Origin of the sequence: Geodermatophilus sp. CPCC 205506 (genome assembly GCF_051383635.1) — a bacterium.
Classification (GTDB): domain Bacteria; phylum Actinomycetota; class Actinomycetes; order Mycobacteriales; family Geodermatophilaceae; genus Geodermatophilus.
Map to the genome: position 1 here is coordinate 1 of NZ_JALPKP010000091.1, position 11,056 is coordinate 11,056.

General features: G+C 75.1%; 11 protein-coding genes. 3 read left to right on the forward strand and 8 right to left on the reverse strand.

Annotated features, from left to right (window positions below; translation table 11 throughout):
• The 7 genes from MY520_RS27295 to MY520_RS27325 all read right to left on the reverse strand — a co-directional run.
• Positions 1 to 302 (reverse strand): hypothetical protein (locus tag MY520_RS27295; RefSeq protein ID WP_436695841.1); only part of this gene is annotated, 302 nt, incomplete at its 3' end.
• A 37-nt stretch (positions 303 to 339) separates the two neighbouring features.
• A complete protein-coding gene (locus tag MY520_RS27300; protein ID WP_436695842.1) occupies positions 340 to 1,158 on the reverse strand; it encodes an SDR family NAD(P)-dependent oxidoreductase in 819 nt (272 codons plus the stop codon).
• Between the two features lie 23 nt (positions 1,159 to 1,181).
• Positions 1,182 to 2,939 (reverse strand): sigma-54-dependent Fis family transcriptional regulator, encoded by a 1,758-nt coding sequence (locus MY520_RS27305; protein ID WP_436695843.1) that lies wholly within the window; start codon positions 2,937 to 2,939, stop codon positions 1,182 to 1,184.
• A gap of 81 nt (positions 2,940 to 3,020) precedes the next feature.
• A complete protein-coding gene (locus MY520_RS27310; protein WP_436695844.1) occupies positions 3,021 to 4,115 on the reverse strand; it encodes an LLM class flavin-dependent oxidoreductase in 1,095 nt (364 codons plus the stop codon).
• Positions 4,116 to 4,185: 70 nt separating this feature from the next.
• On the reverse strand, positions 4,186 to 5,571 hold the full coding sequence (locus tag MY520_RS27315) for an FAD-binding oxidoreductase (protein WP_436695845.1): 1,386 nt from the start codon (positions 5,569 to 5,571) through the stop codon (positions 4,186 to 4,188).
• A gap of 32 nt (positions 5,572 to 5,603) precedes the next feature.
• Entirely contained in the window at positions 5,604 to 6,410 is an 807-nt protein-coding gene (locus MY520_RS27320) for a pentapeptide repeat-containing protein (RefSeq protein ID WP_436695846.1), read from the reverse strand.
• 116 nt (positions 6,411 to 6,526) lie between these two features.
• The gene (locus MY520_RS27325) at positions 6,527 to 6,988 is read right to left on the reverse strand and encodes a RidA family protein (protein WP_436695847.1); all 462 of its coding nucleotides are present in this window, start codon (positions 6,986 to 6,988) and stop codon (positions 6,527 to 6,529) included.
• Between the two features lie 195 nt (positions 6,989 to 7,183).
• Between MY520_RS27325 and MY520_RS27330 the strand changes: the two genes are divergently transcribed.
• Positions 7,184 to 8,287: a ScyD/ScyE family protein gene (locus MY520_RS27330; RefSeq protein WP_436695848.1), complete on the forward strand. Its 1,104-nt coding sequence runs from the start codon at positions 7,184 to 7,186 to the stop codon at positions 8,285 to 8,287.
• Between the two features lie 62 nt (positions 8,288 to 8,349).
• Here the strand turns inward: MY520_RS27330 and MY520_RS27335 are convergent, their stop codons facing one another.
• A complete protein-coding gene (locus tag MY520_RS27335) occupies positions 8,350 to 9,177 on the reverse strand; it encodes an alpha/beta hydrolase fold domain-containing protein (protein ID WP_436695849.1) in 828 nt (275 codons plus the stop codon).
• A gap of 102 nt (positions 9,178 to 9,279) precedes the next feature.
• Between MY520_RS27335 and mug the strand changes: the two genes are divergently transcribed.
• On the forward strand, positions 9,280 to 9,789 hold the full coding sequence (gene mug / locus MY520_RS27340; RefSeq protein ID WP_436695850.1) for a G/U mismatch-specific DNA glycosylase: 510 nt from the start codon (positions 9,280 to 9,282) through the stop codon (positions 9,787 to 9,789).
• Between the two features lie 158 nt (positions 9,790 to 9,947).
• The gene (locus MY520_RS27345) at positions 9,948 to 10,511 is read left to right on the forward strand and encodes a dihydrofolate reductase family protein (RefSeq protein ID WP_436695851.1); all 564 of its coding nucleotides are present in this window, start codon (positions 9,948 to 9,950) and stop codon (positions 10,509 to 10,511) included.
• Positions 10,512 to 11,056 lie beyond the last annotated feature (545 nt).

The following is an 11,056-nucleotide window of genomic DNA, read 5'->3' on the forward strand; positions in this document are numbered from 1 at the left end:
CGCAGCGCGTCGGCCACCGCCTCGTCGGCGTCCCGGCGCCAGCGGGGCTCGCGCCACGGCACCGGCGGCGGGGCGTCCGCGGCCTCGATCAGCTGCCCCCGGCCGGCCGCGTCCGCCACGGCGTCGGCGGCGGTCGCGCGCGGATCGCCCCGCCCCCAGCGCAGCCGGGTCCGGGTCAGGGCGACCTGGACGGCCTCCTCGGCGCCGTCGGGGTCACCGGTCAGCCGCAGGGCGGAGGCCAGCAGCGCGCTCCGCTCGTCGAGGGCGAACCGGCGGAACGCCGCGTCGACGTCCTCCCGCATGCCGGTCCTCCGTGGGGTGCGCTCCTGCTGGCCGCGCTCAGTCTCCCGCCGCGACCGGCACCGGGGGGAACGCGGCGTCGATGCGGGCGCTGCGCTCGGCGGCCCGGTCCCGGAACTCCCCGTGGGTGACCACGTAGAGCTCGCCGGCGCGCACGGCGTCGACGACCCGCGTCCCGACCTCCTCCGGCTCGATGAACCGCAGCCGGCCGGCCTCGGCGAGGTCGACGTCGTAGAGGCCGGAGGGCCCCGTCGCCGGCCGGGTCCGGAGGCTGGCCTTGATGTTGCTGTGCACCGCGCCCGGCAGCAGGGCGGTGACGCCGACCCGCGAGCCGGCCTCGGCCAGCTCGGCGGCCAGCACCTCGCTGATGCCGAGCACGGCGGCCTTGCTGGCGACGTAGGGGGCGACGTTCGGCGGCGTCACCAGCACCGACATCGAGGAGGTGTTGACGATGTGGCCCCAGTCGGCGTTGCGCTCCAGCACCGGCAGGAACGCCTGGATGCCGTGCACGACCCCGTAGAGGTTGACGTCGAGCACCCACCGCCAGTCGTCGAGACCCAGCCGCGCCACCGGTCCGAACGGGCCGACGCCGGCGTTGTTGCAGACGACGTGCACCTCGCCGAACTCGGCCACGGCTCGGTCGGCCAGGGCGGCGACGCTGTCGGGGTCGGTGACGTCGGTGCGGACGCCGAGCACGCCCAGCTCCCGCGCGGTCGCGGCCAGCGCGGCCTCGTCGACGTCGGCGATCACGACCGAGCACCCGGCGTCGAGGAAGGCCCGGGCCAGGCCCTTCCCGATGCCGGAGGCGCCTCCGGTCACCACGGCCGTCGTGCCGGGGAACTCCACGGTGCGGGACACGCATCTCCTCCAGGTGGGTGGCATCAGGTGAACTGGTAGCGCTTGAGCTTGCGGTAGACGGTGGCGCGCGAGATGCCCAGCCGCTGCGCCACCGCCGCCCGGTCGCCGCCGGTCTCGCGCAGCGCCGCCAGCAGCGCCTGGCGCTCCAGCCGCTCCATCTCGCCCAGCGGCCGGCCGGCGGGCCCGCCGCGGTGGTGGGCGGGGAGGTCCTCCGGCCCGATCTCCGGCCCGGTGGCGCGCAGCCGCGCGGTGGACAGCACCTGCAGCAGCTGGCGGACGTTGCCCGGCCAGTCGCCGGCGGCCAGCGCCGCCTCGGCCCGGGCGGACAGCGTGACCGGTCCGCCGTCGCGCTCCGCGAGGTCGGCGAGCAGGTCGCGGCACAGCGCCGGCACCTCGCCACGGCGTTCGCGCAGGGGGAGCACGGTCAGCACCACCGGGAAGCTCTCCCGCAGCAGCGCGGGCACGTCGCCGGGGTCGCCGGCGGCGGTGCCCGCCACCGGGCCGCGGGCACCGGCCAGCAGGTCGGCGACCGGGCGGACCAGCGCGGCGGGGAGATCGGGGAGGGAGCCGAGCAGCACCGGGGCGGGCCGGTCCTGCAGGGCGGCGGCCAGCGTGCGCAGCCACGGCTCCGGATCGAGCCGGGCCAGGGCGCACTCCAGCTCCACCGGCTCGCCGGCGGCGCGCAGGGCGGCGCGGGCGGTGTGCCGCTTGCCGGTGCCGCGCTCGCCGGTGAGCAGCGCGGGGGTGCCGGCCGCCAGCGCCCGGGCCAGCAGCGCGCCGATGTCCGCCGGGGGCCGCTGCGGCGGGAGGTCGGTGCGCCCCGGGTCGACCGGCTCGAGGACGAGGACGGCGGCGTACTCGCCGCGCGGCTGCTCGACCGGGGTCACCGTGATCGTCACCGCGACGCCCGAGCCGAGCCGCCGGCGCAGGGTGCGGCCGGCCCGGCCGGTCTCCTCCGCGATCCGGCGGAGCAGCTCCTCGTCGGCCTCGTGCACCAGCTCGCGGGCGCGGGTGCTGACCACGCACAGCTGCGAGGTCACCCCCACCACCGCGGCCCGCGACCGGCGGGACACCCGGGAGTAGGCCTCGAAGAACTCCCGCTCGCCGTCGCTGCGGCTGGCCAGCAGCTGGCCCTCGATCGACCGGCCGAGCTCCACGACCAGCGGCAGGACGGCGGCCGAGGCGTGCTCCCGGCGCGAGTGCACGCCCAGGGTGCCGACGTAGCGCCGGGTCGCGGGGTCGCGGATGACCACGCCGGTCGTCGTGAGGCCCTCGCTGTCGGTGCGCAGGTGCTCGGTGCCCGAGACGAGGAAGGGCCGCTGCTCCTCGTGCGCGCAGCCCAGGCCGTTGGTGCCGATGACGTCCTCGGCGAAGCAGGTGCCCGGCGGCAGGTGCATCTCCAGCAGCCGCCCCGGCGGCGGCTCGTCGCCGACGACGGTGGTGAGCAGCCGGCAGGCGCGGTCGGTGAGGAAGCCCCACGAGCCCAGGTCGGAGATCTGGTCGCGCAGCCGGTCCATGATCGGCTGGGCGACCGCGGCCAGCCGGGTGCCCGGTGTGGACTCCTCGTCGACCGGGAAGCGGGTGTCCTCCGGGTCGACGCCGGCCAGCAGCGAGCGCCGCCAGGAGCGCACGATCTCCGGGCGCACCCCGGGGACGGCGGCCGGGTCGACGGTGAACGGGTCGCGCGCCAGCACGTCGGCCTTGGCGGCGCGGACGGCGTCCCACTCCGCGGGGGTCCGCGGCACCCGCGGGCCCGCGGCGGAGGAGGACGCCGTCGTCACGCGGCCCCGGTTCGATGGCGTGACTCCGCGCCTCGGTCGGCTCCTCGCTCGTTCCTCACTGCGATGCTCCCGAGGCTGTCGTCACGCGGCCAGGCGGACCGGCGCGCCGCGCAGGCCGCGGGCCTTCGGCATGACCTCGCGGGAGAACAGCTCCAGGCTGGCGCGGGCCTCGTCGTAGGGCATGCCGCCGAAGCAGGGCGCCACCACCAGCTCGTAGTCGCCGAGGACGTCGCGGATCGCCTCGATCTGGCCGAGGATGCGCTCCGGGTTGCCCCACAGCGCGGTCGCGGCGTAGTCGGTGGCGGCCTTCTCCAGGCCGATCTCGCGGAAGTACGCCGCGCTCTCGGCGTAGCGCTCGTGGCCCTTGGTGGTCGCGAAGTGCTCGCCGGCCATCTCGTAGTGGTCCACGTTGGACATGAAGAAGCGGTTGACGTACCGGAAGTGGCGCTCGCGGGCCAGCTCGTCGTCCTCGTGGCAGTACATGTTCACGTTGAGCGAGATGGGCGGGGCGACCCGGCCGTGCTCGGCCTCGAACAGCTCCCGGTAGCGGGTGAAGTTGGGCATGAGCGCGGGCACCGGCCGGACGATGAACGACATCATCTGGGCCTCCAGCTTGGCCGCCATCACCAGCGAGTCCGGCGATCCGGCGACGACGTACCGGCGGCCGCGGAAGGTGGCCCGGGGCCGGGGGCGCAGCTCGGCGCGCGGCTGGGGGTAGAAGGGCCCGTCGCCCTCGATGACGCCGGTCTCCAGCGCCTCGAAGATCATCGGGGCGGCCTCGTCGAAGCGGTCGCGGGTCTCGTCCAGCGGGATCCGGAAGGGCACGTACTCGCGGCGGGAGAGCCCGCGCCCCAGGCCGAGCAGCAGTCGCCCGCCGGAGAGCGTGTCGAGCATCAGTGCCTTCTCGGCCACCCGCACCGGGTCGTTCCAGGGCACGATCACCGCGCCCGTGCCCAGCTTGATCTGCCGGGTGCGCCCGGCGACGTGCGCCAGCACGAGCAGGTTGTCGGGGCACAGCGAGTAGTCCTCGAAGTGGTGCTCCACGGCCCAGACGCTGTCGTACCCGAGCGCCTCGGCCCGGACGGCGAGGTCGACCTCGCCGGCGTACATCTCCTGGTCGGTGAGCTCCGGGTCGAGCTTCCCGAAGCCGAGGTTGATGCCGATGCCGAGCTCCACTGCGCCGCCTCCAGGTCCGTACGTGGGTCGTCTCCGCAGCACGGTAGGTGACCTGCGGCGGCGCGCCGTCTCATTCTGAGACCGGCGTCTCCTCCAGCACACCCGGGTTCATGATCCCGAGCGGGTCGACCGCCGCGCGGACCCGCCGGGTCAGGTCCAGGACGTCGGCACCCAGCTGCTCGGCGAGGACGTGCCGCTTGGCGCGACCGACGCCGTGCTCGCCGGTGACGGTGCCGCCGGCCGCGATCGCGGCGCGGAGGATGGCGGTGAACGCCGCGTCGGCCCGCCGCCGGGAGTCCGCGTCGCCGGCCTCGTAGCGGATCGCCGGGTGCAGGTTCCCGTCGCCGGCGTGGGCGAAGACGGGGATCTCGACGTCGTGCTCGGCGGCGATCGCCTGGATCCGCTCGAGGACGCCGGGCAGCCGGTCGACCGGCACGCAGACGTCCTCCGGCAGCAGCGGGCCGCGGGCGTCGAGCGCCGGGCCGGTCGCCCGGCGCGCCTCGAGGAACGCCTCACCCTCCGCCGGGTCGTCGGTGGCGAGCACGTCGCGGGCCCCGGCGTCGCGGCAGCAGCCGGTCATGAACTCCAGGTCGGCGGCGCGGGCCGGGCCCGGGGCGTCGGACTGCGCGATGAGCAGCGCGCCGGCCGTCCGGTCCAGCCCCATCGGGCGGAAGTCCTCGACGGCGTTCACCGCGGCCCGGTCGAGCAGCTCCAGCATCGACGGGCGCACCCGGGCGCCGATGGCGATGACGGCCCGCCCGGCGTCCTGCGGGGTGTCGAACCAGGCGACGAGGGTGGCGGCCGGCTGCTGCGCGGGCACCAGCCGCAGCACCGCCCGGGTGACGACGCCGAGGGTGCCCTCGCTCCCCACGAACAGGCGCAGCAGCGGGAGCCCGGCGACGTCCTTGACCGTCCGGCCGCCGAGGGTGACCAGCCGCCCGTCGGGGAGGACGACGTCCAGCCCCATCACGTAGTCGCTGGTGACGCCGTACTTCACGCAGCAGATGCCGCCGGCGTCGGTGGCGACGTTCCCGCCGATGGAGGAGATCCGGAACGACCCCGGGTCCGGCGGGTACCAGAGCCCGTGCGCCGCGGCGGCGTCCTTGACCGCGACGTTGAGGGCGCCGGGCTCGGCGACCGCCGTCCGCGTGACCGGGTCGATCTCGACGGCGGTCATCCGCTCGGTGCTCACCACCAGGCAGCCGTCGACCGCCGTGGCACCGCCGGCCAGGCCGGTCCCCGCGCCGCGCGGCACGACCGGCACCCGGTGCGCGGTCGCCCAGCGCAGCGCCGTCTGCACGTGCGCGGCCGTCCCGGCGCGGACGACGGCGGCCGGCCGGCCGGCCGCCGTGGCGCGGGTCCAGTCGTGCCGGTACTTCTCGGTGCGCGCGGGGTCGGTGACGACGACGTCCGCGGGCAGGGACTCGACGAGCTGGCGCAGCGCGGCGTCGTCCATGCCCGCAGCCAACCACCCGGAGCGGCCCCCGCTCAGCTGATGGGCTGACACCCCCGCGGCTCCGGCTCCGGGCGGCCGGAGATGCTGCCGTCGGCAGTGTCGGCCTGGCTCCGCCGGGCCTCGCCGCCGCAGGACGTGTCGTCCGGCTCGGTGCATGCGTCCTCTGTTCGCGCGCCGTCCATGCGGGTGTCGTCGTCCATGAGCGCACCACGCAGATCGGCACGCGTGAGGTCCGCGCCCCGGAGATCGGCGCCTCGCAGGTCGGCGTTGCGCAGGTCGGCGTCGGGCAGCGTCGCGTCGGCCAAGCAGGCGCACCTGAGGTCGGCGTAGTAGAGGTAGGCGACCCGCATCCGCGCTCCGCGCAGGTCCGCCCGTACCAGGGATGCGCTCCCCAGGTGGGCGAACTGCAGGTTGCTGGCTGACAGGTCGACGTCGTTCAACAGGGCGAGTGCGAGGACCTTTCCCCGCAGGTGGATGCCCTGGAGGCTGTACGGGCCCTCGATCGGGTCACCGTCGCCGTCGCGTGGCGGGCTGAAGCCGGTGAGGTCGTGCTCGGTGGCCATCTGCAACCGGAAGTCGCGCTGCTCGTCGCTGACCTCCAAGGCGAGCTGGAAGCCGAAGAGCAGGACGCCGACCACCGCCCCGCCCAGGACGGCGATCGCCAAGTTGGTGGCGTTGACCGCGTGCGGCGGCCGATCACTGTCCTTGTGTCGGATGTAGAGGACCGTGGCCAGGCCGCCCAGGAGGAGGGAGAGGGCGAGCGCCGCGAGTGCCACCGTGCGGTCGGCAGTGGACGGCAGGAACAGCGTGACCAGCACGGCGACGACTACGAAGGTCACCAAGGTCGTGGCGGCCACAACCAGCGTCACGTGTGCGCGAGCCCAGGCCATGCCCCACCTGCCGACGTCGGGTGTGCGAAGGCGGGCAACACACCATGGCGGGCGTCACGGGAATGTCACCGGACGAGAACGACGGCGTCGATCTCCACCGCGATGCCGAAGGGGAGCTCGGCCATGCCCACCGCCGACCGGGCGCCGCGCCCGGCGTCGCCCAGGACGTCGGTGAGCAGGTCGGAGCAGCCGTCGACGACGGCGGGGATGTGCGTGAACCCGGGCGCGCAGTTGACCATCCCGAACAGCTTCACCACCTGGCGGACCCGGTCCAGGTCGCCGAGCTCGGCGCGCAGCCGGGCGAGCAGCTGCAGGCCGACCAGTCGCGCCGCCTCCCGCCCGGTCCCCGGGTCCAGCCCGCCCTCGCCCACCTTGCCGGTGAGCATGGTGCCGTCGGGGCGCACCGGGCCCAGGCCGGAGAGGTACAGCAGGTCGCCGGCGCGGACGGCGGGCGCGTAGTTGGCGCGCGGGCTCGAGGGCTCGGGCAGCTCGATGCCCAGTTCGGAGAGTCGTTCCTCGACGGTCATCGTCGGACCCTGCCGCCTCGGTGGGCTCCCCGGGAAGCCCCGTTGGGCCGACTGCCGCGATCCGGCCGACTACGGCCTGCGACGCCGCGCGCCCGACCTGCGGATTCCTCCGGTGCCGACGGTTCCGGCGGCTCGTGGCCGACGCCTAGCGTGCGCGTCGGCCACCGTGCCTGTGAAGGGAGTCACATGAGGACGATGCGCAGGACCGCCGTGGGGGTCACGGCGTTCGCACTGGTCACCGCGCCCGCCGCCGTCGCGCAGGCGGCCGGGGAGGAACACCCGGGCGACGGGGGCATCGCCACCGTGGCGACCGGCCTGTCCGGGCCGCGCCAGCTCAACCAGTACGAGGACGGCGCGCTGATCGTCGCCGAGTCCGACTCCGGGGAGGTGTCGTCGGTCGACCCGTGGACCGGGGAGGTCGAGACCCTGGTCGACGGCCTGGTGAACCCGCAGGGAGTCGCCTACCGGGACGGCCTCATCTACATCGCGGTCGGCGAGGCCGGGCCGCCGGAGGAGGGCGTCGCACTCCCGGCCGAGCCGCCGGAGGTGGGCGAGGGCGGTCCCGGCCTGATCGTGGCCGACACCGACGGCGACATCCTGCACAGGGTGGACACGCTCGCCTACGAGCTCGAGAACAACCCCGACGGCCAGGTGCAGTTCGTCGACGGGGCGCCGGTGGACTCGCTGTCCAACCCGTTCTCGGTGCTGGCGCAGGACGACCGCCTCCTGGTCGCCGACGCCGGCGCGAACACCGTCCTGGCGATCGACCGGCACGACGGTGAGATCAGCGAGTTCTTCGTGCCGCCGGTGGTCGACGACGTCCCCGGCTGCGAGGGCGCGGAGAACAACCCCGGCACGACCGGCTGCGACCCGGTGCCCACCGGCGTCGTGGAGGGCCCGGACGGGCTCATCTACGTGAGCACGCTGGGTGCCGAGGTTCCCGGCGCCTCGCGGGTGTTCGTCCTGACCCCCTGGGGCGAGGTCGTGGACGTGATCGAGGACCTGCACGGGGCCGCGGGCGTCGAGGTCGACCGGCACGGCACGGTCTACGTGTCCGAGCTGCTCGAGGGCGCCCCCGAGGGTGAGGGGCCGCCGCCGGCGGACTTCGACCCGGCCGCGGTGGGCCAGGTCGTGCGGATCGACGAGGACGGCCGCACCTACGCCCAGGTCACCATGCCCACCGGCCTGGTGCGGTCGGACGGCGAGCTGTACGCCTCGGCGTGGAGCGTCGCGGGTCTCCTCATGCTGGACCACCCCGGTGAGGTCGTCCGGATCGGGGACGACGCCTTCACCGACTGACCGCTCCACCGGACAGGGGACGTCGGCCCGCGGGCCGGCGTCCCCTGTCGCGTCCGGCGCGGCTACCCGGCCAGGGCGTCCCCGAGGAAGCCGCTGACCGCGCCGAGGGTGGCGGGCGTCTCGAAGGCCGGGTCCTCGTGGTTGGCCCCGCCGAGCAGGTGGAACGACGTCGCCACCCCGGCCGCCCGCAGCGCCTCGACCAGCCGCCGGCTGTGCGTCGAGGGCACCAGCCCGTCGGCGTCGCCGTGCAGCACGAGGAACGGCGGGGCCCCCGCGTGCACGTGGGTCAGCGGGCTGGCCTCGCGGGCGCGACCGGGGTCGTCGGCGGTGTCCTGGAGGCCGAGCAGCCGCGCCTCGAACGACGGGACGAGGGGCGGCCCGCTGATGAACGGCGGCAGCGGTCCCTCGGGCACGTCGGTGGCGCGGGCGAGCAGGTCGGTGACCGGGAAGAACAGGGCCGCGGCCTGCACCGAGCTGTCGCCCAGCTCGCCGTCGCGCGCGTCGGGGCAGAGCGCGGCCAGCGCGGCGAGGTGCCCGCCGGCCGAGGCCCCCCAGGCCCCGATGCGCGCCGGGTCGACGCCGTGCCCGGCACCCTCGGCGCGCAGCCAGCGGACGGCGGCGCGGACGTCGTCGAGCGGCGCGGGGAAGGTCGCCCGGCCGCTGAGGCGGTACTGCACCGCGGCGACCGCCACCCCGGCGGCCGCGACCGGGACCAGCCGCTCGGCCGCCCGGTCGGCGCGGCTGCCCCGCAGCCAGCCGCCGCCGTGCAGGTAGACGCAGACCGGCGCGGGCTCGGGGGTCCGCGGCACGTACAGGTCGAGCTGCAGCGGCTCGCCGCCGGGCGTGGCGTAGGTCAGGTCGCGGGTGGTCGTGACGGCGGTCGGCGGCATGGTTCTCCAGGGCGGCATGGTTCTGCAGGGACGTGGGGGTGGGCCGGCCGCCGGCCTGGAGCGGGTGCTCCGCCGTCGGCACACCGCCGCTACCCTCGCCGGGTGCCGGGCAAGCCCCTGCCGGACGTGATCGCGCCCGGGCTGGACGTGCTGTTCTGCGGCATCAACCCCTCGCTCACCTCCGCCGCCCGCGGGCACCACTTCGCCCGGCCCGGCAACCGGTTCTGGCCGGCGCTGCACCTGGCCGGGCTCACCCCGCGGCGGCTGGCGCCGGAGGAGGACCGCGAGCTGCTGGCCCACGGGCTCGGCGTGACCAACCTCGTCGACCGGCCCACCCGGACCGCCGCGGAGCTGACCCCCGACGAGCTGCGGGCCGGTGCCGCCGCGCTGGCCGACCTGGTGGCGCGGTACCGGCCGCGGGTCCTGGCGGTGCTGGGGGTCACGGCCTGGCGGCAGGCGTTCGGCCGCCCGCGGGCGGCGGTCGGGCCGCAGGACGAGCGGGTCGGGGGAGCGGTGACCTGGGTCGTCCCCAACCCGAGCGGGCTCAACGCCCACCACCAGCTGCCCGACCTCGCCCGCATCTACCGGCAGCTGCTCGACCCGGCCGGGTGACTGATCGTCGGCTGGAGGTGGCGGAAACCGGTGATGCGGCTCCTCTGTACGCGGTGGTGGGCGTGCCCGTCACTGCCGCACGACCTGTGGCCTGACCAATGATTTCTCCTCGCCGTGCTGGTCTGTACGCCGAATACCGACTCACGGGAGGTGACGCCATGCGGAAACTGACCTTTGGCATGAACCTGTCCCTGGACGGCTACATCGCCGCGCCCGGCGACGACCTCGGCTGGAGCGTGCCGAGCGACGAACTGTTCCAGTGGTGGTCCGACCGGGTGGGGGCGACCGACCTGGCGCTGTATGGGCGCAAGCTGTGGGAGACGATGAGTTCCCACTGGCCGACCGCCGCCGAGCAGCCCGGCGCCACACCGGCGGAGATCGAGTTCGCCCGCCGCTGGCAGGACATGCCGAAGGTGGTGTTCTCCTCCACGGTCAGCACGGTCGACTGGAACACCCGCCTGGTCACCGGCGACGCGGTCACCGAGATCACCCGGCTCAAGGCCGAGGATGACGGCCCCATGGACATCGGCGGCGCCACACTCGCCGCAGCGGCGATGCGGGCCGGGCTGATCGACGAGTACGTGCTGGCCACCGCGCCGGTCCTGGTGGGCAGCGGCACGCCGTTCTTCACGGCCCTGGACAACTGGGTGAACCTGACCCTGGTGGAGACCCGGACGTTTCCCGACGGCGTGGTCCTGACCAGGTACGAGACCAGGCACTGAGTGCCCGACGTCGGATCGGCGCGGGCTTCGGGCCGCCCGAGGGTCTCGTGGTGCTGTGTTCCGAGGCGATTCCGATACCCCCGCCGGATCACAGGCCGTGTATGTGAGGGAACCTCAACGGGACGGTCGGGCCCGTGGTCACTGGGTCCCCGTGCCGGTGGGGTTCGTTGCCCCGGCGTCCTGTCGTCGGGGGCCTGGTGCGGCCGCAGGGTGTTGTCGGCAGCCCCCACGCCGGCGCGATGCCGGGCGAGCCGCCGCCAGTGGGTCCGTTCCGGGATCCTGGCCAGTGCTGCGAACCTCGACACCGACACGCGATGTGTCGCTCTCGTCCACAGCCACCTGCCGGGACGGTTTCTGCGATCTGCTCACCCAGACGCCTTTGGGGAGCGGTCGACTTCTGACCCTGCCCGAAGTCTGACGCACCTGATCTGTCGTAGGTCGAACGTGTGTTCGGTTCGTGGCAGCGACGGCGGTGGAGCAGGCCGGCATCGAGGAGGTGCTGGTCGGCTGGTTGGGTGAGCGGCCGCTGCTGGGCGGGCGGTTGC

What these genes read in the sequence shown, in the direction of transcription:
- MY520_RS27325 (WP_436695847.1), bottom strand. Translation starts at nt 6,988, where the DNA reads ATGACCGTCGAGGAACGACTCTCCGAACTGGGCATCGAGCTGCCCGAG.
- MY520_RS27335 (WP_436695849.1), bottom strand. Translation starts at nt 9,177, where the DNA reads ATGCCGCCGACCGCCGTCACGACCACCCGCGACCTGACCTACGCCACG.
- MY520_RS27330 (WP_436695848.1), top strand. Translation starts at nt 7,184, where the DNA reads ATGCGCAGGACCGCCGTGGGGGTCACGGCGTTCGCACTGGTCACCGCG.
- MY520_RS27345 (WP_436695851.1), top strand. Translation starts at nt 9,948, where the DNA reads ATGCGGAAACTGACCTTTGGCATGAACCTGTCCCTGGACGGCTACATC.
- MY520_RS27315 (WP_436695845.1), bottom strand. Translation starts at nt 5,571, where the DNA reads ATGGACGACGCCGCGCTGCGCCAGCTCGTCGAGTCCCTGCCCGCGGAC.